At 44.3% G+C, this 23312-nt stretch carries 20 protein-coding genes; 14 read left to right on the top strand and 6 right to left on the bottom strand.

The window, feature by feature from the left end; genetic code table 11:
* Positions 1–11 precede the first annotated feature (11 nt).
* The 11 genes from AC0DBE_RS19340 (at position 12) to AC0DBE_RS19290 (ending at position 13338) form a co-directional block, all read left to right on the top strand.
* Positions 12–1553 (top strand): GNAT family N-acetyltransferase, encoded by a 1542-nt coding sequence (locus AC0DBE_RS19340; protein WP_409509556.1) that lies wholly within the window; start codon positions 12–14, stop codon positions 1551–1553.
* 110 nt (positions 1554–1663) lie between these two features.
* Positions 1664–2578 carry an AEC family transporter gene (locus AC0DBE_RS19335; RefSeq protein WP_072565995.1) on the top strand — a complete coding sequence of 305 codons (915 nt, stop codon included), beginning with the start codon at positions 1664–1666 and terminating at the stop codon, positions 2576–2578.
* A gap of 144 nt (positions 2579–2722) precedes the next feature.
* Positions 2723–4075 carry an aminotransferase gene (locus AC0DBE_RS19330; protein WP_472963449.1) on the top strand — a complete coding sequence of 451 codons (1353 nt, stop codon included), beginning with the start codon at positions 2723–2725 and terminating at the stop codon, positions 4073–4075.
* 30 nt (positions 4076–4105) lie between these two features.
* Positions 4106–4678, top strand: a complete 573-nt coding sequence (gene glpP / locus AC0DBE_RS19325) for a glycerol uptake operon antiterminator GlpP (protein WP_014113169.1) — start codon at positions 4106–4108, stop codon at positions 4676–4678.
* Between the two features lie 181 nt (positions 4679–4859).
* The gene (gene glpF, locus AC0DBE_RS19320) at positions 4860–5684 is read left to right on the top strand and encodes a glycerol uptake facilitator protein GlpF (protein ID WP_014113170.1); all 825 of its coding nucleotides are present in this window, start codon (positions 4860–4862) and stop codon (positions 5682–5684) included.
* 18 nt (positions 5685–5702) lie between these two features.
* Entirely contained in the window at positions 5703–7193 is a 1491-nt protein-coding gene (glpK, locus tag AC0DBE_RS19315) for a glycerol kinase GlpK (protein WP_014113171.1), read from the top strand.
* 141 nt (positions 7194–7334) lie between these two features.
* Positions 7335–9002, top strand: coding sequence for a glycerol-3-phosphate dehydrogenase (gene glpD / locus AC0DBE_RS19310; RefSeq protein WP_472963446.1), 1668 nt, complete (start codon positions 7335–7337; stop codon positions 9000–9002).
* Positions 9003–9134: 132 nt separating this feature from the next.
* Positions 9135–10880: a phospho-sugar mutase gene (locus tag AC0DBE_RS19305; RefSeq protein WP_472963408.1), complete on the top strand. Its 1746-nt coding sequence runs from the start codon at positions 9135–9137 to the stop codon at positions 10878–10880.
* A gap of 150 nt (positions 10881–11030) precedes the next feature.
* On the top strand, positions 11031–12173 hold the full coding sequence (locus AC0DBE_RS19300) for a GAF domain-containing sensor histidine kinase (protein WP_472963406.1): 1143 nt from the start codon (positions 11031–11033) through the stop codon (positions 12171–12173).
* Positions 12170–12817 carry a response regulator gene (locus AC0DBE_RS19295; RefSeq protein WP_014113175.1) on the top strand — a complete coding sequence of 216 codons (648 nt, stop codon included), beginning with the start codon at positions 12170–12172 and terminating at the stop codon, positions 12815–12817. Before AC0DBE_RS19300 ends, AC0DBE_RS19295 begins: the two co-directional genes overlap by 4 nt.
* Positions 12814–13338: an NADPH-dependent FMN reductase gene (locus AC0DBE_RS19290; protein WP_014113176.1), complete on the top strand. Its 525-nt coding sequence runs from the start codon at positions 12814–12816 to the stop codon at positions 13336–13338. Before AC0DBE_RS19295 ends, AC0DBE_RS19290 begins: the two co-directional genes overlap by 4 nt.
* A 14-nt stretch (positions 13339–13352) precedes the next feature.
* Here AC0DBE_RS19290 and AC0DBE_RS19285 read toward each other — a convergent pair whose 3' ends face one another.
* Positions 13353–13595 carry a YhdB family protein gene (locus tag AC0DBE_RS19285; protein ID WP_003224139.1) on the bottom strand — a complete coding sequence of 81 codons (243 nt, stop codon included), beginning with the start codon at positions 13593–13595 and terminating at the stop codon, positions 13353–13355.
* Between the two features lie 200 nt (positions 13596–13795).
* Between AC0DBE_RS19285 and AC0DBE_RS19280 the strand changes: the two genes are divergently transcribed.
* On the top strand, positions 13796–14119 hold the full coding sequence (locus AC0DBE_RS19280; RefSeq protein WP_014113177.1) for a YqzG/YhdC family protein: 324 nt from the start codon (positions 13796–13798) through the stop codon (positions 14117–14119).
* A gap of 43 nt (positions 14120–14162) precedes the next feature.
* Here the strand turns inward: AC0DBE_RS19280 and lytF are convergent, their stop codons facing one another.
* The 3 genes from lytF to AC0DBE_RS19265 all read right to left on the bottom strand — a co-directional run bounded on the left by lytF (position 14163) and on the right by AC0DBE_RS19265 (position 17838).
* Positions 14163–15605: a peptidoglycan endopeptidase LytF gene (lytF, locus tag AC0DBE_RS19275; RefSeq protein ID WP_472963401.1), complete on the bottom strand. Its 1443-nt coding sequence runs from the start codon at positions 15603–15605 to the stop codon at positions 14163–14165.
* A 152-nt stretch (positions 15606–15757) separates the two neighbouring features.
* Positions 15758–16198, bottom strand: coding sequence for a nitric oxide-sensing transcriptional repressor NsrR (gene nsrR / locus AC0DBE_RS19270; RefSeq protein ID WP_014113179.1), 441 nt, complete (start codon positions 16196–16198; stop codon positions 15758–15760).
* A 113-nt stretch (positions 16199–16311) separates the two neighbouring features.
* Positions 16312–17838, bottom strand: coding sequence for a mechanosensitive ion channel (locus tag AC0DBE_RS19265; protein ID WP_014113180.1), 1527 nt, complete (start codon positions 17836–17838; stop codon positions 16312–16314).
* A gap of 164 nt (positions 17839–18002) precedes the next feature.
* Between AC0DBE_RS19265 and spoVR the strand changes: the two genes are divergently transcribed.
* Complete coding sequence (gene spoVR, locus AC0DBE_RS19260) at positions 18003–19409, top strand: stage V sporulation protein SpoVR (RefSeq protein WP_041520906.1); 1407 nt, start codon at positions 18003–18005, stop codon at positions 19407–19409.
* Between the two features lie 30 nt (positions 19410–19439).
* Here the strand turns inward: spoVR and phoA are convergent, their stop codons facing one another.
* Positions 19440–20825 (bottom strand): alkaline phosphatase PhoA, encoded by a 1386-nt coding sequence (gene phoA / locus AC0DBE_RS19255; protein WP_472963397.1) that lies wholly within the window; start codon positions 20823–20825, stop codon positions 19440–19442.
* 528 nt (positions 20826–21353) lie between these two features.
* On the opposite strand from phoA, the gene AC0DBE_RS19250 reads away from it, so the two are divergent.
* Positions 21354–22367: a C40 family peptidase gene (locus AC0DBE_RS19250; protein ID WP_014113182.1), complete on the top strand. Its 1014-nt coding sequence runs from the start codon at positions 21354–21356 to the stop codon at positions 22365–22367.
* A 68-nt stretch (positions 22368–22435) separates the two neighbouring features.
* On the opposite strand, the gene citR is transcribed toward AC0DBE_RS19250, so the two are convergent.
* A complete protein-coding gene (gene citR, locus AC0DBE_RS19245; protein WP_087988004.1) occupies positions 22436–23311 on the bottom strand; it encodes a transcriptional regulator CitR in 876 nt (291 codons plus the stop codon).
* Position 23312 lies beyond the last annotated feature (1 nt).

Here is a 23312-nt window from a genome sequence, read left to right as displayed (position 1 = left end):
GAGCGAGTAGATTGTCTGAGAAATTAGATTTGACCCGTTTTGAAAAGAAAATGGTCATTCGCAATATCGAAGAGCAAGACATCGACAAGATTATCGATCTTCAAAAGGACTGCTTTCCGGGAATGGAGCCTTGGAAGCGGGAGCATTTAATCAGCCATCTGGAACATTTTCCCGAAGGGCAGTTTTGTGCAGAATTCGAAGGTGAAATTATCGGTTCGTGCTCAAGTCTCCTGATTAATTTTGATGAATATGATGACCGCCATACGTGGCAGGACATTACAGATGATGGTTATATCACCAACCATAATCCGGACGGCTTGAATATGTACGGAATTGAGGTCATGGTGCATCCGAAATACAGACGAATGAAGATCGGCCACCGTTTGTACGAGGCGAGAAAGGACTTGGCCAGACGCTTAAATCTGAAAAGCATTATCATAGGCGGACGGATCCCGAACTATCATAAATATGCAGAAGAAATGACGGCGAGAGAGTATGTTGAACAGGTGACTCGCCACCAAATTTACGATCCGGTCCTATCTTTTCAGCTGATGAACGGCTTTACCCTTATGCGAATTAATCCGAACTATCTCCCGGATGATACAGCTTCGATCAAGTATGCGACGCTGATGGAATGGAACAATGTCGATTATCTTCCGCAGCAGACAAAACGTTATTATAAATCGGCGTTCCCTGTGAGAATCTGTGTGATCCAATATGAAATGAAGAAAATTTATTCCTTTGAGGAATTTGCGAATCAAGTAGAATACTATGTCGATGTCGCTTCTGACGCGAGATCTGATTTTGCGGTGTTCCCGGAAATTTTCACAACCCAGCTGATGTCCTTCCTTGAGGAACGGTCACCGAGCTTGGCGGTGCAGAGAATTACGGAGTATACAGAAGATTACATCAGCCTGTTTACTGACTTGGCTGTGAAGTATAACGTCAACATTATCGGCGGATCTCATTTCGTCGAAGAGGAAGACAAGATCTATAATATCGCTTACCTGTTCAGACGGGACGGAACAATCGAAAAGCAATACAAACTCCATATTACGCCGAATGAACGCAAATGGTGGGGGATCAGCGCAGGAGACCAAGTTCGCGTGTTTGATACGGACTGCGGAAAAATCGCGATCCAGATCTGTTATGACATTGAATTTCCTGAGCTTGCCCGGATTGCGGCGGATAAAGGGGCCAAAATCATCTTTACGCCATTTTGTACAGAAGACCGTCAAGGCTATTTGCGTGTCAGATACTGTTCGCAGGCTAGAGCGGTTGAAAATCAAATTTATACGGTTATCTCTGGAACGGTTGGAAACCTTCCGCAAACGGAAAACATGGATATCCAATACGCCCAGTCAGGCATCTTTGCCCCGTCTGATTTTGAATTCGCCCGAGACGGCATTGTCGGCGAAACAAACCCGAATATTGAAATGGTCGTCATCGGCGATGTTGACTTGGAAATTCTCAGAAGACAGCGCCAAAACGGTACAGTGCGCCAGCTAAAAGACAGACGGCGTGATATTTATCATATTCAATATAAAAAATAATCCCGAAACCGCCTGAAAATGGCGGGTTTTTTTATTAAAAACGGAATTGAAACGATTACGCGCTTTCTTTAAAATAAAAGTAAATTGTATATCGGAAAAGAAGGTGCCTTATGGAGTTTCTGCTTGTTTTAGTTCCTATTTTCGGAATTTTCGCAATTGGTTATATCGGACAGAAAACGCTCGGCTTTGATATTCAAACGCTGTCCAAAATGTCCTTATACTTAATGTCTCCTTTTCTGGCATTTGATACGTTTTATACTAACAAGCTGACGATGGATTATGTCTATCTCTCTATTTTTGTGCTGGGGCTTTGCCTGGTTCTTGTTCTATTTGTCTACTTTTTATCTTTTTTTCATAAGTATCCGAACCAAGATCGCTGTGCCATGATCCTGTCATCCGCTTTTATGAATAACGGCAATTACGGAACGCCTGTTGTCCTGCTGGTGTTTGGGACAGCCGGCCTGGACACGGCCGTTGTGTTAATGGTGCTGCAGCAGTTAATCATGAGCACGATCGGCTTGTATTATGCGGCAAAAGGAGGTTCGGAGGAAGGCGGATTTAAAATGGTCATGACCCGGGTTATCCGTATGCCTGTTGCGTACGGGGCACTTTTAGGCGCAATACTTCAGCTTATGCATATTTCAATTCCTAAAGAGTTAATGACAGGAATTGAGCTGGTCGGAAATGCAGCCATTCCTACGATTATGATCATTCTAGGCATGCAGCTTGCATTGATTTCTTTTAAGCATATTGAATACAGAAAAATTTCTTATTCATTGCTTTTGAAGCTGATGGTATCTCCGGTGATTGCGCTAGGCTTCACATTGATATTGCCGGTGGATGACATGACAAAACAAATCATGATTCTCGTCGCCGCCATGCCGACAGCTGCTAACACGACTTTAATGGCTGTCCAGTTTAATACAAGGCCGGAAGTCGTTTCGAGCGCGACCTTTATCAGCACGATGCTGAGTATTGTCACTTTGCCTGTTCTGCTTTGGATGCTGCATCCCCTTTCTTCTTGAGAAAGAGGATGTTTTATTATTTCCGGGGTTTATTGACTCTAACTCCGTCTGGCTTTATATTGAAGGCAGGGAAATCATCACCAAGACATCACATAAGAGAAGGTCTGTTTCAATTGAATTGGCACTTTAGTGAACGCTAATGAAATGGAGATGATGGGGATGGAAAACATTCAGCAAAATCAGGGATTAAAGCAAAAAGATGAGCAATTTGTGTGGCATGCCATGAAGGGAGCGCATCAAGCGGACAGCCTGATTGCCCAAAAGGCCGAAGGTGCCTGGGTGACCGATATAGATGGACGCCGCTATTTGGATGCGATGTCCGGTTTGTGGTGTGTCAATATTGGTTACGGGAGAAAGGAGCTTGCGGAGGCTGCCTATGAGCAATTAAAGGAGCTGCCTTACTACCCGCTAACGCAAAGTCACGCACCGGCGATTCAACTGGCGGAAAAGCTGAATGAATGGCTTGGCGGCGATTATGTCATCTTTTTTTCCAACAGCGGATCGGAAGCAAACGAAACTGCTTTTAAAATCGCCCGCCAGTACCATCTGCAAAACGGCGACCACAGCCGTTATAAACTCATCTCAAGATACAGAGCATATCACGGCAACACATTGGGAGCGCTCTCAGCTACCGGCCAGGCGCAGCGAAAATATAAATATGAGCCTTTAAGCCAGGGGTTTCTGCATGCAGCTCCTCCAGATGTATACCGGAATCCTGAGGATGCCGACACGCTAGAAAGCGCAAATGAAATTGACCGCATCATGACATGGGAATTAAGCGAAACGATTGCCGGGGTCATCATGGAACCCATCATTACTGGCGGAGGCATCTTAATGCCGCCGGACGGATATATGAAGAAGGTGGAGGACATTTGCCGCCGTCACGGAGCTCTTTTGATTTGCGATGAAGTCATCTGCGGGTTTGGACGGACAGGCGAGCCATTCGGATTTATGCATTATGGCGTGAAGCCTGATATCATTACGATGGCAAAGGGAATCACCAGCGCGTATTTGCCATTGTCAGCGACTGCTGTTAAACGGGACATTTTCGAAGCGTATCAAGGTGAAGCTCCCTATGACCGTTTCCGCCACGTGAACACATTCGGCGGAAGCCCGGCTGCCTGTGCATTGGCGTTGAAAAACCTGCAAATTATGGAGGACGAACAGCTGATTCAGCGATCCCGCGACCTGGGAGCAACGCTTTTAGGTGAGCTTCAAGCCCTAAGAGAACACCCGGCAGTCGGAGATGTTAGAGGAAAAGGACTGCTGATCGGAATCGAGCTCGTCAAAGATAAATTGACAAAAGAGCCGGCTGATGCCGATAAAGTAAACCAAGTGGTTGCGGCGTGCAAAGAAAAAGGGCTGATCATCGGCAAAAACGGCGATACAGTCGCCGGCTACAACAACGTCATCCAGCTCGCCCCGCCATTTTGCCTGACAGAAGAGGACCTTTCCTTTATCGTGAAAACGGTGAAAGATAGCTTTCAGACGATTTAATATAAAAGTGATTTGTTAAAGGAGCACACAATGAGTTTTCACAACCAGCCCATTTTACCGGCTATTCGCAATATGAAGCAATTTGATGAGTTTTTGAACAGTTCATTTTCCTACGGTGTTATTCTTGATATTCATCTCGGCCAGCTGAAGGGCGTGATCAGAGAGGCACAAAAGCATGGAAAGAACATGATGGTGCACGTCGATCTCATTCAAGGGATCAAGCATGACGAGTACGGAGCGGAGTTTATTTGCCAGGACATCAAGCCCGCCGGGATTATTTCCACAAGATCGAACGTGATTGCCAAAGCGAAGCAGAAGAAAATTTATGCCATTCAGCGCCTATTTCTGCTTGATACAAGCGCGATGGAGAAAAGCATGGAGTTTGTCGGCAAGCATAAGCCAGACTTCATTGAAGTGCTGCCAGGCATCGTTCCGTCACTCATTCAAGAAATTAAAGAGAAAACGGGGATTCCCATCTTTGCTGGCGGTTTCATCCGTACGGAAGAGGATGTAGAACAGGCCTTAAAAGCGGGGGCTGTTGCTGTTACAACATCAAATACTAAATTATGGAAGAAATATGAAAACTTTTTGAACGGAAAATGATTGACACCGCTTTCATCCACTGATACAATTGCACTAGGTTAATACATTGTGATGGAGAACTCGGAGACCACAGCAGCTCTTTACGGTAAATGTTTATGCACCCGTAAAGCGGTTTGTTGTGGTTTTTTATTCTCTTCTTCTCTATCATACTTCTTAATCGTGACTTTAGGAGGAATGTGCTATGACAGCATTTTGGGGAGAAGTCATCGGTACGATGCTGCTTATCATTTTTGGGGCAGGTGTTTGTGCAGGTGTCAATTTAAAGAAATCGCTTTCATTCCAGTCTGGCTGGATTGTTGTTGTATTTGGGTGGGGATTGGGTGTTGCCATGGGCGCTTATGCAGTTGGCGGCATCAGCGGAGCCCATTTGAATCCGGCGCTAACGATAGCGCTTGCATTTGTGGGAGATTTTCCATGGAAAGAGGTTCCGGTTTATATTGCGGCGCAAATGATCGGAGCGATCATCGGTGCGGTGATTATTTATCTGCATTACCTGCCGCATTGGAAGTCAACGGATGATCCCGCTGCCAAGCTGGGTGTTTTCTCAACAGGTCCCAGCATTCCGCATACATTTGCAAACGTTTTAAGTGAAGTCATTGGGACATTTGTCCTTGTGCTTGGAATCTTGGCCATTGGGGCAAATCAATTTACAGAAGGGCTTAATCCTTTAATCGTCGGTTTCCTCATTGTAGCGATCGGTATTTCTCTAGGAGGCACCACCGGCTATGCGATTAATCCTGCCCGCGACTTAGGTCCGCGGATTGCACACGCTTTTCTTCCGATTCCGGGCAAGGGATCATCAAACTGGAAATACGCATGGGTTCCGGTAGTCGGCCCGATCTTGGGCGGATCATTCGGCGGCGTATTTTACAACGCTGCATTTAAGGGGCACATCACAAGCAGCTTCTGGATTGTAAGCGTTATATTGGTTGTGGTATTGTTAGGGCTATATATCTATACGAAATCACATTCTGCTAAAACATTATCAAATTCAAAATATATTTAATCAAAGGGGAGACACCTTATGGAAACGTACATTTTATCCTTAGATCAGGGGACGACAAGTTCAAGAGCGATTCTGTTTAACAAAGAAGGCAAAATCGTTCACTCCGCTCAAAAGGAATTTACACAATACTTCCCGCATCCAGGCTGGGTTGAGCATAATGCGAATGAAATTTGGGGATCAGTGCTTGCTGTTATTGCATCAGTCATTTCTGAATCGGGAATCAGCGCTTCTCAAATTGCCGGCATCGGCATTACGAACCAGCGTGAGACGACGGTTGTGTGGGATAAGGATACAGGAAAGCCTGTCTATAATGCAATCGTTTGGCAGTCCAGACAGACGTCCGGCATTTGTGAGGAACTTCGTGAAAAAGGATATAATGATAAATTCAGAGAAAAAACTGGGCTTTTAATCGATCCATACTTTTCTGGCACGAAGGTGAAGTGGATTTTAGATAATGTAGAAGGTGCAAGAGAAAAAGCGGAAAAAGGCGAGCTGCTGTTTGGAACGATTGATACATGGCTCATTTGGAAAATGTCAGGAGGAAAAGCGCATGTGACTGATTACTCCAATGCCTCCAGAACGCTGATGTTTAATATTTACGATTTAAAATGGGACGATGAACTGCTCGACATTCTAGGCGTACCGAAATCCATGCTCCCTGAAGTGAAGCCGTCTTCCCATGTGTATGCGGAGACTGTTGATTATCACTTTTTCGGAAAAAATATCCCGATTGCGGGAGCGGCAGGCGACCAGCAGTCCGCATTGTTCGGCCAGGCGTGCTTTGAAGAAGGCATGGGGAAAAACACATACGGCACTGGATGTTTCATGCTGATGAATACAGGGGAAAAAGCAATTAAGTCCGAACACGGGCTTTTGACGACAATCGCTTGGGGCATTGACGGAAAAGTTAACTATGCGTTAGAAGGAAGCATTTTTGTTGCAGGCTCTGCCATCCAGTGGCTGAGAGACGGATTGAGAATGTTCCAAGATTCATCGCTTAGCGAAACTTATGCAGAGAAAGTGGATTCAACTGACGGCGTATATGTTGTTCCGGCATTTGTCGGATTGGGAACGCCTTACTGGGACAGCGACGTGCGCGGTTCGGTTTTCGGCCTGACAAGAGGGACAACAAAAGAGCACTTTATTCGTGCTACACTGGAGTCATTGGCTTATCAGACAAAAGATGTGCTTGACGCAATGGAAGCAGATTCAAACATTTCATTAAAGACGCTTCGTGTAGACGGAGGGGCTGTGAAAAATAATTTCTTGATGCAGTTCCAGGGAGATCTTCTGAATGTTCCTGTGGAGCGTCCGGAAATTAATGAAACAACTGCGCTTGGCGCAGCCTATTTGGCAGGTATTGCTGTGGGATTCTGGAAGGACCGTTCTGAAATCGCGAACCAGTGGAACCTGGATAAACGGTTTGAACCTGAATTAGAAGAAGAAAAACGAAATGAGCTGTATAAAGGCTGGCAAAAAGCCGTCAAAGCAGCTATGGCTTTTAAATAAAATCATACTATGATATAATGGTTACAAGTTAATAAGAACGGTCCTGAGATGAGGAGAGACCACAGCACCAAAGTGTAAGCATGCACTTTGGCTGTTGTGGTCTCTTTTTCTATTTACAAACCGTGACAACAAGGAGGAGCAATAATGAAACATCAATTTTCAAGTCTTGAAAGAGATCGCATGCTGACAGACATGACGAAAAAAACCTATGATCTATTTATTATCGGAGGAGGAATTACAGGAGCGGGAACAGCTCTTGACGCGGCATCAAGGGGAATGAAAGTTGCGCTTAGCGAAATGCAGGATTTCGCGGCGGGAACATCAAGCCGATCAACTAAATTGGTTCATGGCGGCTTGCGCTATTTAAAACAATTTGAAGTGAAAATGGTTGCTGAAGTAGGGAAAGAGCGGGCGATTGTTTATGAAAACGGCCCGCACGTCACTACCCCGGAATGGATGCTGCTTCCGTTTCATAAAGGCGGTACATTCGGTTCATTCACAACCTCTATCGGTTTAAGAGTTTATGACTTCTTAGCAGGTGTGAAAAAATCAGAACGAAGAAGCATGCTTTCAGCAAAAGAAACGCTGCAAAAAGAGCCATTGGTGAAAAAAGACGGCTTAAAAGGCGGCGGGTACTATGTGGAATACCGTACTGACGATGCAAGACTGACAATCGAGGTCATGAAGGAAGCAGTCAAATTCGGGGCAGAGCCTGTGAATTATTCAAAAGTGAAGGAGCTCCTTTACGAAAAAGGCAAAGCAGTTGGTGTATTAATTGAAGATATGCTGACAAAGAAAGAATATAAAGTGTACGCGAAAAAAATTGTCAATGCGACAGGCCCTTGGGTCGACCAGCTCAGAGAAAAAGACCATTCAAAAAACGGAAAGCATTTGCAGCATACAAAAGGCATTCACCTTGTATTTGACCAGTCTGTCTTTCCGCTGAAACAGGCAGTATATTTCGATACACCTGACGGCCGTATGGTATTTGCGATTCCTCGTGAAGGCAAAACATACGTGGGAACAACAGACACTGTTTATAAGGAGGCGCTGGAGCATCCGCGAATGACAACGGAGGATCGTGATTACGTCATCAATTCAATCAATTACATGTTCCCGGAACTGAATATCACTGCGAATGACATCGAATCCAGCTGGGCGGGGCTGCGTCCGCTGATTCATGAAGAAGGCAAAGACCCTTCTGAAATTTCACGGAAAGACGAGATTTGGACCTCTGACTCAGGCTTGATCACCATCGCCGGCGGGAAGCTGACAGGATACAGAAAAATGGCGGAGCACATCGTCGATCTTGTGCGCGATCGCTTAAAAGAAGAAGGCGAAAAGGATTTCGGTCCATGTAAAACGAAAAACATGCCAATCTCAGGAGGGCACGTCGGTGGTTCGAAAAATCTTATGTCCTTCGTTACAACGAAAACAAAAGAAGGAATCGCAGCCGGCTTATCAGAAAAAGACGCAAAACAGCTGGCGATCAGATACGGCTCCAATGTAGAGCGTGTATTTAATCGCGTGGAAGCATTGAAAGATGAGGCCGCGAAACGCCACATTCCGGTTCATATTCTTGCTGAGGCAGAATACAGTATAGAAGAAGAGATGACCGCAACACCTGCTGACTTCTTTGTCCGCAGAACGGGACGTTTATTTTTTGATATCAATTGGGTAAGAACATATAAAGATGCCGTTATTGATTTTATGAGCGAGCGATTCCAATGGGATGAGCAGGCAAAAAACAAACATATAGAAAACCTCAACAAGCTTTTACACGATGCGGTTGTACCGCTCGAACAATAAATCATAACGGGCTGTCTCTCAGCCCGTTATTTCTTTTTACGTGCCGAAAGTGCCAGACCCCAGGTTAACAAGTGACAGAGGCACCCGCTTCATATAAAATAATGGCATAAGCTGATACATAGGAGGACGAATATGACTTGGAGAAAGAGCTATGAACGTTGGAAACAGACAGAAAATTTAGATCCGGAACTTAAAGAGCGCCTCACTGAATTAGAGGGGAATGAACAGGCTCTTGAGGACTGCTTCTATAAAAACCTTGAATTCGGTACCGGCGGAATGCGCGGAGAAATCGGCGCCGGGACGAATCGGATGAATATTTACACTGTGCGCAAAGCATCAGCCGGGTTTGCGGCATACATCTCGCAGCAAGGTGAGGAAGCGAAAAAACGGGGCGTTGTCATTGCTTATGATTCCCGCCATAAATCGCCGGAGTTCGCGATGGAAGCGGCAAAAACACTTGCGACACAAGGCATCCAAACATACGTCTTTGATGAGCTTCGCCCGACGCCGGAGCTGTCATTCGCTGTCAGACAGCTGAACGCCTATGGGGGAATTGTGGTAACGGCAAGCCATAACCCGCCTGAATATAACGGCTACAAAGTATACGGGGATGACGGCGGCCAGCTGCCTCCAAAGGAAGCGGACATCGTCATTGAGCAGGTAAACGCGATTGAAAATGAGCTGACGATCACAGTCGACGATGAAAATGCGTTAAAAGAAAAGGGCTTAATCAAGATCATCGGTGAAGACATTGATAAAGTCTATACAGAAAAATTAACGTCCATTTCCGTTCATCCTGAATTATCCGGAGAAGTAGATGTAAACGTTGTTTTTACACCGCTGCATGGAACTGCAAATAAACCGGTCAGACGCGGTCTTGAAGCACTCGGTTACAAAAGTGTAACGGTTGTTAAAGAACAGGAGCTGCCGGATTCAGACTTCTCTACTGTTACCTCTCCAAACCCGGAAGAGCATGCGGCATTCGAATATGCCATTAAGCTTGGGGAGGAACAGAACGCAGATATTCTCATCGCAACAGACCCTGACGCTGACCGTCTCGGTATAGCAGTGAAAAACGAACAAGGCCAATATACAGTACTGACAGGAAACCAAACCGGTGCGCTGCTGCTTCATTACTTGCTTTCTGAAAAGAAAAAACAAGGCATCCTTCCTGACAACGGTGTCGTTCTCAAAACAATCGTCACAAGTGAAATTGGGCGTGCGGTCGCTTCTTCATTCGGTCTTGATACGATTGATACGCTGACAGGCTTTAAGTTTATCGGTGAAAAGATTAAGGAATACGAGGCATCAGGCCAGTATACCTTCCAATTCGGTTATGAAGAGAGTTACGGTTACTTAATTGGGGATTTTGCCCGCGACAAGGACGCTATTCAGGCGGCGCTTTTGGCAGTTGAGGTTTGCGCGTTCTATAAAAAACAAGGAATGTCATTGTATGAAGCGCTCATCAACCTCTTTAACGAGTACGGTTTTTATCGTGAAGGGCTGAGATCCCTGACGCTGAAAGGAAAACAGGGGGCAGAGCAAATTGAAGCGATCCTTGCTTCCTTCAGACAAAATCCGCCGCGAAAAATGGCCGGCAAACAGGTTGTGACAGCTGAAGATTACGCTGTAAGCAAACGGATGCTTCTGAAGGAAAACAAAGAAGAAGCGATCGACTTGCCAAAATCAAATGTACTGAAATACTTCCTGGAAGACGGGTCTTGGTTCTGCCTTCGTCCTTCCGGAACTGAGCCGAAGGTCAAATTCTATTTCGCCGTAAAAGGAACCTCTTTAGAAGACAGTGAAAAGCGTCTTGCCGCTCTTTCTGACGATGTAATGAAGACGGTAGATGACATTGTAGAGGCTACAGCAAAATAATTCGAGTATAAGCTGGATCATTGTAAATGATCCGGCTTTTTTCTTTTTCTCATCCAAAAGTCTGAAAGAAAATCCTCCCTCAAGCGAAGTAGAGACATACAAAAAACTGGTATAATCTAAAATAACAAGACCAATGCCGGAGTGAGAAACGTGAGCAAAACGAGGATGGAAAAATTAAAAACGCTGAAAACGATTGCGGAAACCTTAAATCAAGGGCACGATGTCAAAGCAACACTGGATGAGGTTTTAAAAGAATTGCTGAGTCTGACGAACCTTCAATCCGGCTGGATTTTTCTGATCGAAGAAGACGGGTCCTATACGTTAGCGGCCGACGCTTATCTGCCCCCGGCTTTAAGCCGTAAGGAAAAAGTGCTGATGTGCGAAGGGGAGTGCTACTGCCTGACAAAATTCAATAACGGAGGGCTTAGAAGGGCGGCTAATATCATGAACTGCAAGCGCATAGAATCAGCCAAGGAACTGCACTGTTTTGACACAGAAGGGATTACGCATCATGCAACTGTGCCCTTAGAGGACGGGGACAGGAGATTCGGGTTGTTAAATGTAGCGTCGGCCGGAAAAACCATGTTTGATGAGGAAGAGCTGCATTTACTCGAATCTGTCGCCTTTCAGATCGGAACGGCAATACAGCGCATGAAGCTTTCTGAATATAAACAAAAAAATGCTCTTTTAATGGAACGCAACCGCCTCGCTCAGGAGCTTCACGATTCTGTCAATCAAATGCTGTTTTCCGTCAGTTTAACAGCCAGAGCGGCAAAAACACTGACAAAAGATGAGAATTTGCAGCAGATGATTGATTTCATTCAAAACCTATCACAAGACGCGCTCGCAGAAATGAAAGCGTTAATTTGGCAGCTTCGCCCCGGAGGATTGGAAAAAGGGCTATCTGAAGCCATTAAAAGCTATGGCGCGCTCATTGGATTGAATGTCATTTTTACACAAAAAGGCTGTCCTGTTCTTACCGATGAGCAGGAGCATATGCTGTGGCGTGTTGTTCAGGAAGCTTTAAATAACTGCAAAAAGCACGCCGGAACTGATACGGCGTATGTCAGTCTGACTGCTTCTTCGTGCCATGTAGAGCTGAGTATCATCGATCATGGGGCAGGGTTTTGCTATGAAGAGCATGAAGGTCTGCCTTCACTCGGCATCAAGGGTATGAAAGAACGGGTGGAAAAAGCAGGCGCGGAGTTTTTGATTGAGTCAGAACTTGGAGCGGGGACAAAGCTGTCCATTAGGCTCCCGCTTACCAATCAGAAAGGAAGGACAGTACAATGAAAATTGTAATTGCGGATGACCACCATGTTGTCAGAAAGGGGCTTCGTTTTTTCTTTGCCACCCAGGGTGATATTGAAGTTGCAGGCGAGGCGGCAACCGGAACAGAAGCTCTTCGTGTCATCGAAGAGACAAAACCTGATCTTGTGCTGATGGATCTGTCTATGCCTGAGATGGACGGCATTCAAGCCATAAAAAAAGCAGTACAGCAATTTCCGGGGATCAATATCATTGTGCTGACGAGCTACTCCGATCAGGAGCACGTCATCCCCGCGCTTCAGGCAGGTGCGAAGGCGTATCAATTAAAGGATACGGAGCCCGAGGAATTGGTGAAAACACTAAGACAAGTGCATGCCGGCCAATACAAGCTTTCTTCAGCTATTATGCCCCATGTGCTCACACATATGAGAAATCAGCATGGTTCGGAAAAAGAAAAATTTTATCAATTAACACGCAGGGAAAAGGACGTTCTGAACGAAATTGCGAACGGGAAAAGCAATAAAGAAATCGCGGCAGCCTTGTTTATTTCAGAAAAAACAGTGAAAACCCATGTGTCAAATCTTTTAGCAAAGCTTGAAGTGGCCGACCGCACGCAAGCAGCGCTTTTCGCAGTGAAATATAACTTGAATGGAGAGATTACGAAATGAACATGTTAGTCATAAACGGTACGCCTAGAAAACATGGAAGAACGAGAATTGCCGCATCCTATATTTCAGCGCTGTATCACACGGACTTAATTGATCTAAGCGAGTTTATATTGCCGATTTTTAACGGAGAAGCGGAGCAATCTGCACTTTTGCAGGTACAGGAGCTTAAGCAGCGCGTCACTAAAGCGGATGCAATTGTCTTATTATCTCCTGAATATCACAGCGGCATGAGCGGCGCTTTAAAAAATGCGCTGGATTTTCTAAGCAGCGATCAATTCAAATATAAGCCCGTGGCATTATTGGCAGTGGCGGGAGGCGGAAAAGGCGGCATCAACGCGCTGAATAATATGAGAACGGTAATGCGGGGTGTCTACGCCAATGTCATTCCGAAGCAGCTCGTGCTTGATCCCGTGCACTTTGATATTGAAAATGCTGAAGTGACGGAAAAAATAAAGGTCAGCATAAAAGAGCTTGTCGAAGAACTCAGCATGTTCGCAAAAGCAGGAAATCCCGGCGTCTGAACGCCGGGATTTGTTTATGTGAGCAAGGCTAATTGATCTTCGTAGGTCAGCTCTGTGGCATGATCAATATAACGGAGAAGGGAATACAGCATCTTTTCAAGAACGGCGTAATCCTGTTCAAAATGATACGCATGCAGAAAATGTTCGATTCGTTTTGATAACAAATCATCCTCTGTACGCACCATTAAAATTAATAAATTATCCCATTGAGAACGATGGGTGTAATACAGCGCTTTATCGTAATCGGCATAATCCATGAATCGCTTCTCCTTTCTTGTGTGAGAAGTTCATGATTAGTTTATGCCGCATCCCATGTTATTGACGGGGCAAAACTTGGCGTCTGCGGCAGTACAGGGATAGCAATATGAGGGAGACATAAAATCAAAATGCCTGAATGAAGCTGTCGCTTTTGGAAAACCTATGATAGAACATAATCTGGGTACAGGAGACTGAAAACATGAAATCTCTGCCGTATACCATTGCGCTTCTTTTTTGCGGATTGATCATCTTGTCAATGGCCGCAAAAGGACATTCAGCGGACACAGACGAGTCCGTTCAAAAGTGGGAACAGCTCGCCTGGAGCAAAATTCAGGATGAATATAAGGGTGCTTCATTTTCTGATTACGCTTATATGGGGCGGACCGAGGTGAATGATGAGCAGACGAAAGATGTTTTTCGGGTGACGGTCAGACAGAAAGCTGATACCTTTTCTGTTCGGGCCGAAGTCTATTTTCATCCGGTGACAAAGCATATGATCAGCATCAACGTCTTTAGGCTCTAATCAAAAAAACTGTACAGCCGCTAAGGCCATACAGTTTCTGTTTTTAGAAATATCGTTTTGCACCAAGATAGCGCTGTTTCCAGTAAGAGTTGTTCATACTGGAAATGACAACTCCGGAATCGTTGGCATTAATAAATTCCCCGTTTCCAAGATAAATTCCGACGTGGGAAGGGCCGGCTTTATATGTTGTGAAGAAAACGAAGTCTCCGACAGCAGGCTGGCTGACAGATTTCATTGTGTTCCAATATCCGGCTGCCGTTAATCTAGATACAGATGTAACTTTGTTCAGTGCATAGTAAATGAATCCGCTGCAGTCAAACCCGGCCGGTGTCGTGCCTCCCCAGCGATACGGAACCCCAAGCTGCTCTTTAGCGGCGGCAATCATTGTGTTAATCTTCGCGCTTGTTGAGCTGGAAGTGCTTGAAGAACCGGATGAAGAAGAGGATGAAGATGAAGCTTTTCCGGTAATGACCAGCTTTTGGCCAACCTGCAAGACATCTGTTTTTAAATTGTTTTTCTCCCGAATCTGCTGAGCTGTTACATTAAACTTTTGAGCAATCACCCATAAGGAATCGCCGCTTTTCACCGTGTATGTAGTCGTCGTGCTTGAGCTAGCATTTGACGAAGAAGACGATGATGAAGTGCCTGAAGATGCTTGACCTGTCAGCTTCAGCACTTGCCCGACGTACAGCATGTCTGATTTCAGATTATTGCTGTTTCGGATTTGCTGTACAGTCAGGTTATAGTTGTTTGCAATTTTCCAAAGTGAATCTCCGCTTTTTACAGTATAATTCTTTGTTGCTGAAGTTTGGCTCGAATTGGATGAAGTGTCTTTGGAAGACGTATTAGAGCCGCTTGATTTTGTTTTCAACACTTGATTCACATAAATGGTGTCTGATTTTAAGTTGTTCAAGACCTTCAATTCAGCGACGGACATATTGACTTTGTTTGCAATTTTCCAAAGCGAATCTCCAAGCTGCACCTTGTATGTTCCGGTAGAAGATGAAGAGCTTGAGCTCTTATTGGAACTGCTTTTTGTACTGGAACTAGAGCTTGAGCTTGAGCTTGAAGAAACCGTACCGGCTACCTTTAATTTCTGACCTGCACGAATCATGTCGCTGCTTAGTCCGTTTAATTTTTTCAGTTCCTGCACCGTCATTTTATACTCATTTGCGATCAGCCAAAGTGAATCTCCGCTTTTCACTGTGTAAACAGAACTTCCGCTCTTCTTGGTTGTTGAGCTTGAAGTAGATGAAGTGCCTGAATTGCTGTCCGGAATGGTAAGCGTCTGGCCGATAGACAGAACAGTAGTCGAAAGATGGTTGGCGGATGTGATAGCCGCCACACTTGTGTTGTAGTTTTGGGCCAGTTTCCATAAAGAATCTCCGCTTTTGACCTTAATCGTTGCTGCTTCAGCTGGTGTCACTGCTAAAGTTGTACTGACAATCGCAGATGCTGTCAGCCCTGCTGCTAATTTCTTTTTCATCTGAGCTCTCCTTTTTCCCCCAATGATTTTGAATATGCTGTTTCTTTTTTATATCGGCAGGTTCGCCCCATCGTTTTGCCTTTTTTTGAAAAACAGCCATATTATCTTAACAAAAAGGGGGAAAAAGGGCATAAAAAAAGAAGGAATCATGATCATTCCTTCATTCTTAAAAGCTTCATGATGTCTTCTTTGTTTTTGACAAGGTCGCGCAGTGTATAGTTGTCCAAAACCGCAAGATAGGCCATAAGCGCTTCATTCAGCACATGTTTTAAGCCGCACACCGGGGAAATAACGCAGAGATTCTTGTTTACATCAAAACATTCAACAATATTAAAATCGTCTTCCGTTTTTCTGACAACCTCACCAATGTTGATGTCTTCAGGGTCCATGCCTAAGCGGATACCGCCGCCTCGTCCGCGTATTGTTTCTACATAGCCGAGCTGGCCGAGCCTGTATATCACTTTCATGAGATGATTTTTTGAAATAGAATACGTTTCGGCAATCTGTTTTATATTCGAAAGTTCTCCGGGACGTTCTGCAGCCAGAAAAATCAACACTCTTAATGAGTAATCTGTATAATTTGTTAACTTCATAATAAGACCTCGTAATAAGACATTTTCTATATCTTATCATAATCGATTGAAAAATGAAAAAAAAGGAATTTTTCACTGGAAAAACGTGTACCCTGCTGGGTACACGTTTTTGATTACATGTTATTCGGCGGATTTTGGTTTTTACGGTTCTTGTCAATTTCGGTGTTTTGCATTTTACGTTCAAATGCAGACAGATAACGCGATGCAAAATCCTTTCCGCCAAGGCCAAAGGATAAACCGAAGGCGAGTGCGAAGCCGCTAAGCACGATGATGAACGCGGAATTGACGATTGTGGCAGCGACACCAAGCTGGTCAAGGGCCATAAAGAAAGCAAGTGCGATAACCGTATATTTAGCAATCGCCGCTAAAGACTTGAATTCCTGGCCTTTGATTATGCTTGCGAGCACTTTTCGCACCAATTCCCCGGCGTAAAGGCCGATGCCGAGAATGAATACAGCGACAAGGACATTCGGCAGATACGCGATGATGCCAGTCGCAATCTCTACGAGAAAGTGCAGCTGAACAATTTGCAGCGCCTCGGCTGTAAACAGCAGAATGACAATGATTTGCGCAATCATACCGACAACTTGAGACAGGGACAGCTTGGCAGGCGTTCCTGTTTCCATGCCCATTTTTCCTAATACAGAATCAAAGCCTGCGCGATGGAGGAGTCCGGACACCATGGTGTTTACCCATTTTCCTGCCCACATACCCGCTAAAACAAGCACGATGGCAATGATGATGTTCGGAAGCATGTTTAAAATGGTATTCAGCATAGAGACAGCCGGTTTCGAAATGCCTGCGACATCCAGCTGGTCAAGCGCTGAAATGACAACTGGTATTAAAATCAGCACATAAGCGATTGTTCCGATGACTGCAGAAAGACTTGTATCTTTTAAGTAAATAGATAAACCCATACGTGCGGCGAATCTTTCCGTACCGATGCTTGCAAGGAAATTCGTAATGATGTCACGTACAAGACGGGCAACAAGCCAGCCGATTAAAACGATAAGCGCGGCGGCAAATAATTTCGGCAGAAAAGCAAGCACGCTTTCCATCATATTTGTAAACGGACCTGAAATGCCGCTGATTTTCAAAGAAGATAAAACCCCTGGCAGGAAAACAAGCAGCACGAGATAAAAGACAATTTGCGAAGCGGCATTGACTGCCTGATGAATATCTTTTCCTTCAGACACCAAATTCCACTTGCGCAGCTTGTCACTCGTGTTCAGCTTCATCCCGATTTTTTTAACAAGGAAGCTCAATACAGAGGCTGCAGCCCATCCTAACAGCAAAATGAGTCCAGCCTTCAGCACACTCGGGATAGCTGCTGTAATTGCGGAAAGCATGCTGACAAACGGTGACGCCACTGATGTCAGGTGCAAAATGTTAAAGAATAAAATAAAGACGATAATCAATGCGATAAAATAAACGACCTTGCTTATGACTTTTTCTGAGGAATAGCGTGATGGCTTTTTCCCAGCAAAGAGCTTGTCGTCAATTTTTGTTTTTCTGAGCCCTTTGTAAACCGCCTTTTCAATGATTTTAGCGATAGCCCATCCGATTAATAAGACGAGTAAAGCAATGATTAAGTTTGGCAGCTTACTGAGATAAGAAGAAAGCATGTCTGCTACATTCAATTGGTATCGCTCCTTTTTTTCGTAATATGGTGTGTTTTTACCCACTGGCACAATCGGCAAACAGCTGAATGTGCCGAGCGAATTTTTTTCTGCCCAAGCGAGGCTATCATCTTTTGTCAGGCGGGCTCATACATTATAGATAAGTCCAAGTAGGGGGGATTCGGTTGAACGCGGAGGAGAAGAAGGGATTACAGCGGGCAATTGAGGAAATTACCGAAATTGCAAAAGGATTCGGCCTTGATTTCTACCCGATGAGATATGAAATCTGCCCGGCTGAAATTATTTATACATTCGGCGCGTACGGGATGCCGACAAGATTCAGCCACTGGAGCTTCGGGAAGCAATTTCACAAAATGAAGCTGCATTATGATCTTGGATTAAGCAAGATTTATGAGCTGGTCATTAACTCAGATCCATGCTACGCTTTTTTGCTGGACAGCAACTCACTGATCCAAAATAAATTGATTGTCGCTCACGTTCTGGCCCATTGTGATTTCTTCAAAAACAACTGCCGATTCCAAAACACGAAGCGCGATATGGTGGAAAGCATGGCGGCAACGGCTGAGCGGATTAAACATTATGAACAGGTTCACGGGATAAAAGAAGTAGAAGCTTTTTTAGACGCAATCCTTTCGATTCAGGAGCATATCGATCCGTCTTTGGTCCGTCCGAAGCTCCTATGGAGTGTGGATGATGAGGAAGAGGATATTGAAGAGGCAGCGACGCCATACGATGATCTATGGTCTTTGGATGAAAAGAAACCGAAAAAACAAGTCAAAAAATCGAAAAAACCTTTCCCGCCGCGGCCGGAAAAAGATATTCTGCTTTTTATCGAGGAGCACTCCCGGGAGCTAGAGCCGTGGCAGCGTGATATTTTAACGATGATGAGAGAGGAAATGCTTTATTTCTGGCCTCAGCTGGAAACAAAGATTATGAATGAGGGCTGGGCTTCCTATTGGCACCAGCGAATTATACGTGAGCTTGATTTAACCTCAGATGAAGCGATAGAGTTCGCCAAGCTGAATGCAGGTGTCGTTCAGCCGTCCAAAACAGGCATCAATCCTTATTATTTAGGGCTGAAAATATTTGAAGACATTGAGGAGCGGTACAACAACCCGACGGAAGAAATGAAGAAAATGGGCGTGAAGCCTGACTCAGGCAGGGAGAAAATGTTTGAGGTCAGGGAAATTGAATCCGATATCTCTTTCATCCGCAATTACTTAACAAAAGACTTAGTTATGCGCGAGGATCTTTATTTGTTTCAAAAACAGGGCAGAGATTATAAAATCGTCGACAAAGAATGGAAATCGGTACGCGACCAGCTCGTGAGCATGCGGGTAAACGGCGGGTTTCCATATTTGACAGTAAACGACGGCGATTACATGAAAAATAACGAGCTCTATATTAAGCATTGGTATGAAGGCATAGAGCTGGATTTGAAATATTTGGAGAAAGTGCTCCCTTATTTATTTCAGCTTTGGGGAAGAAGCGTACACATCGAGTCTGTGCTTGAGGATAAGGAGGTCATGTTTTCGTACGATGGAAAAGGTGTTCACCGCAGGTATTTATAAAAAAAGAGGATGCAGCGTTCTGCATCCTCTTTATTTTCCTGTTTTTAACATCTTAAATATGATGTTTGCCTGATCGGTATTGTTAATCAGTCCGCGGAATTTTTCTTTTCCGGGGCCATACGCGTATACTGGTACTTCTTCGCCGGTATGATCGGTACTCGTCCAGCCGCTGTTAGATCGTGTGTTAAAAATCTTGATGATGGCTTTGTAGGCGCCTTTGCTTTTGTCAGCCTGTGCAGCAGCTTCAACACTTTTGATTTCTTCTGATGTAAATTTCAGATTTGTATAGCGGGCGAGCACATCTTTGACCGGTTTGCCTTCACTGATTTTTTTGGCCATAAATTCAGGCGTTTTTTTCGCGGAGAGAATCGGCTCCGCGTGCCAATTCTTTTCGCCGTTTGCGCCAATGGCAAAGCCGCCGGTTGTATGGTCAGCAGTTGCAATGACAAGTGTATGTTTATCTTTTTTCGCAAAATCAATCGCAGCTTTATAGGCCTGTTCAAAATCTTTAACCTCGCTCATGGCTCCGACTGTATCATTGTCATGGGCCGCCCAGTCAATTTGGCTGCCTTCGACCATCAAGAAAAATCCTTTTTTATTTTGGTTCAGGCGGTCAATTGCTGAAACCGTCATGTCTTTGAGAGATGGTGTTTTGCTGTCACGGTCGAGTGCTTTAGCAAGCCCTCCGTCTGCGAAAAGCCCGAGCACCTGCTGATCTTTATTTTTCTTCAGTGCTTGTTTTGTTGTTACATAGCTATAGCCGGCTTGTTTGAATTCCTTCGTCAAATCTCTGTCCTTGCGGTTAAAATACGATTTTCCGCCGCCAAGCAAAACGTCTATTTTTTGTTTGCCTTTTATTTTGTCATCCATATAGCTATTGGCGATTTGGTCCATGTTTTTCCGTGATTCATTGTGGGCGCCATATGCGGCTGGAGTGGCGTGGTTAATTTCAGATGTTGCGACAAGCCCTGTTGACTTGCCTTGCTGTTTGGCCTCTTCAAGTACTGATTTTACTTTTTTCCCGTTTTTATCGACGCCAATTGCATTGTTATATGTCTTAACGCCTGTCGCTAATGCTGTTCCGGCAGCTGCTGAATCTGTAATATTATAGTCAGGGTCATCCGGGTGCGTCATCATCATGCCTGTCAGATTCGGGTCAAACTCCGTTAACTTCGGGTTATTCGGTGTTTCACCGTTATTTTTTAGGGAACGGTAGGCGTTTATGTAAGGAGTCCCCATGCCGTCACCGATCATCACAATGACATTTCTGATCTCGGCTTTGTCTTGTTTTTTGGCGCTAGCCGTTTCGGTTTGCTGCAGCTCGGCTCCGGCAAAGATCCCAGCTGTAAGGACAGAAACAGCGGCGATTGGCAAAAGTTTTGATTTCATGTTTTGAAACAAATTCATTTTTTGCATGCCTCCTTTAATGTATTCTGTTTATCATGTTAGGGAAATTTTGTTAAACGCGGCTGTTGATCGTGTAAACATTAAGTAAAGCATTGTAAGGAAATGAAAAACGTCGTTTCGTTATTTTGCCTTAGTTGGTTCAAAGCATTCATTTTTCAGAAAAATCTTTACCTCTCTGTCCTTGCATGATATGTTTGTTTAAATAAAAAAACTGCGGATAACCGCAGCTTTCCTCGTATATTCTTTATCACACATTCTTCCATAAGTGAGTGGACCCCAAAAGTTTTTCATTTATTTCCTTTATATTGAAAAACATCCCAAAAAACATGACAAAAGCACTCGTTTTTTGTCACCTTTGAAACGAAAATGAAATATTTAATACCCTTAAAAACTTTTTTTAGGAACGAATAATTAAGAAATTTGTCGCATGAAGTCAAGACTATTTCTGTTGGGAATCTATCCTTATAATAGAAAACAATAAGATTAATTTAAAAAAAGAGATACATATATATAGATTTAACATTTGGGGAGGAAAATATGAAAAAGCAAATCATTACAGCTACGACAGCAGTTGTTTTAGGATCGACATTATTTGCAGGAGCGGCATCTGCACAAAGCATCAAGGTGAAAAAAGGCGACACTTTATGGGATCTTTCAAGAAAATATGACACTACGATCAGTAAAATTAAATCAGAGAACAACCTTCGCTCAGACATCATTTATGTAGGGCAGACTTTATCGATTAACGGCAAATCTACAAGTTCAAAAAGCAGCAGTTCTTCATCATCTTCTACATACACAGTAAAGAGCGGGGACAGCCTTTGGAAAATTTCGAAAAAATACGGCATGACAGTCAATGAACTGAAAAAACTGAATGGCTTAAAGTCAGACTTGCTTCGTATCGGACAAGTCCTGAAACTGAAAGGTTCAGCAAGTTCAAGCAGCTCAAGCTCATCAAGCGTATCAACATCTTCAAGTTCAACTTCAACTTATAAAGTGAAGCGCGGGGACAGTCTGTCTAAAATCGCAAAGCAATACGGCACGACCGTTAGCAAATTAAAAAGCTTAAACGGCTTAAAATCAGATGTAATCTATGTCAACCAAGTGTTGAAAGTAAAAGGAACAAGCACAAGCTCAAAACCTGCTTCTTCCAGCTCTTCATCATCTTCAAGCAGTAAAGCATCATCTACCACATCACTTAATGTGAGCAAGCTGGTTTCTGATGCCAAAGCGTTAATCGGAACGCCATACAAATGGGGCGGAACGACAACTTCCGGCTTTGACTGCAGCGGATTCATTTGGTACGTGCTGAATAAACAAACAAGTGTGGGCAGAACAAGCACTGCGGGATACTGGAGTTCTATGAAGAGCATTTCCAGCCCGTCTGTCGGAGATTTTGTCTTCTTCACAACATATAAATCCGGCCCTTCCCACATGGGAATTTATGTCGGGAACAACAGTTTCGTACATGCAGGGTCTGACGGCGTACAAATCAGCAGCCTGGACAACAGCTACTGGAAGCCTCGTTATCTCGGTGCGAAAAGATTCTAATTTTAAAGGAAACCCGTTCATTGGAACGGGTTTTTTCATTAGACGGAGCACATCCGTGTTGGTTGCTCCTAAAAATGAAAATGTGATAGAAAATCCAAGAATTTTTTTTCTTTCTTATTTTCATAAAGGGCGATTGCGTAAGCGCCGGCATAGGGCAGCTGTATTGATTGATAAGGGATTCTGATCATCTGTTTCTCTGTCAATTCACGCTTTACTGTAGATAAGGGCAGAAATGAAACTCCAAGTCCTTCCTTGATAAACCGTTTCGTTATATGTGTTTGTGTCACTTTCATTGTTCTCACAAATGGAAATGTCACTCTGACTTGACGGAGCAAGTCGTCCCAGTAATCAGGATGATTGTGGGTCAAAAGCAGGTACTGCTCGAGCACCTCTTTGGCATCAATTTCTTTGTCATCTATGAAACGCTGATCAGGGGGGGCAACAAGGACAACAGGGTCTTTATATAAACAGTGGCAGGTTAAAGAGGAAGACTGTACCTTTAAACAGCTCAGTCCGATATCTGCTTCCCCGGCTTTAATCTGCGACGCGATTTCTGCCGATTCGAAAATCGTAACTGCCATTTCTGTTTCCGTATTCATCGCTGTGTACCGCTTCATGACAGAAGGAAGCACAGTATCTGCGATAAGCGGAGAAACCGCGAGCTGTAAGGTTTGAGAGTAGCCTTGTCTCACTCTGTGAAGCTCTGCCATGCTGTTTTCGTAATCATCAAGAAGCCGCAGCGCATACGGCAAATAAGCCCTGCCTTCATCAGTCAGCTGGATCTGCCTGCCTTTTCGCTCGAACAGCTTACAGCTGATTTCTTTTTCTAATTGCTTGATATGTACGGTCACAGTGGGCTGAGATAAAAAAAGCGTTTCCGCTGTTTTTCGGAAGTTTTCATATTTCGCAGCGGTCACAAAGGTGTGAAGCCATTTGAAATCCATT

This window comes from Bacillus sp. VA15 (assembly GCF_055721145.1).
The sequence above is the reverse complement of the archived record's forward strand: the minus strand, read 5'-3'. Positions and strand labels throughout refer to the sequence as shown.

What these genes read in the sequence shown, in the direction of transcription:
- glpK (WP_014113171.1), top strand. Translation starts at nt 5,703, where the DNA reads ATGGAAACGTACATTTTATCCTTAGATCAGGGGACGACAAGTTCAAGA.
- AC0DBE_RS19250 (WP_014113182.1), top strand. Translation starts at nt 21,354, where the DNA reads ATGAAAAAGCAAATCATTACAGCTACGACAGCAGTTGTTTTAGGATCG.
- citR (WP_087988004.1), bottom strand. Translation starts at nt 23,311, where the DNA reads ATGGATTTCAAATGGCTTCACACCTTTGTGACCGCTGCGAAATATGAA.
- AC0DBE_RS19295 (WP_014113175.1), top strand. Translation starts at nt 12,170, where the DNA reads ATGAAAATTGTAATTGCGGATGACCACCATGTTGTCAGAAAGGGGCTT.
- nsrR (WP_014113179.1), bottom strand. Translation starts at nt 16,198, where the DNA reads ATGAAGTTAACAAATTATACAGATTACTCATTAAGAGTGTTGATTTTT.
- AC0DBE_RS19330 (WP_472963449.1), top strand. Translation starts at nt 2,723, where the DNA reads ATGGAGATGATGGGGATGGAAAACATTCAGCAAAATCAGGGATTAAAG.
- AC0DBE_RS19280 (WP_014113177.1), top strand. Translation starts at nt 13,796, where the DNA reads ATGAAATCTCTGCCGTATACCATTGCGCTTCTTTTTTGCGGATTGATC.
- AC0DBE_RS19335 (WP_072565995.1), top strand. Translation starts at nt 1,664, where the DNA reads ATGGAGTTTCTGCTTGTTTTAGTTCCTATTTTCGGAATTTTCGCAATT.
- AC0DBE_RS19285 (WP_003224139.1), bottom strand. Translation starts at nt 13,595, where the DNA reads ATGGATTATGCCGATTACGATAAAGCGCTGTATTACACCCATCGTTCT.
- glpF (WP_014113170.1), top strand. Translation starts at nt 4,860, where the DNA reads ATGACAGCATTTTGGGGAGAAGTCATCGGTACGATGCTGCTTATCATT.
- AC0DBE_RS19290 (WP_014113176.1), top strand. Translation starts at nt 12,814, where the DNA reads ATGAACATGTTAGTCATAAACGGTACGCCTAGAAAACATGGAAGAACG.
- glpP (WP_014113169.1), top strand. Translation starts at nt 4,106, where the DNA reads ATGAGTTTTCACAACCAGCCCATTTTACCGGCTATTCGCAATATGAAG.
- AC0DBE_RS19305 (WP_472963408.1), top strand. Translation starts at nt 9,135, where the DNA reads ATGACTTGGAGAAAGAGCTATGAACGTTGGAAACAGACAGAAAATTTA.
- lytF (WP_472963401.1), bottom strand. Translation starts at nt 15,605, where the DNA reads ATGAAAAAGAAATTAGCAGCAGGGCTGACAGCATCTGCGATTGTCAGT.
- phoA (WP_472963397.1), bottom strand. Translation starts at nt 20,825, where the DNA reads ATGCAAAAAATGAATTTGTTTCAAAACATGAAATCAAAACTTTTGCCA.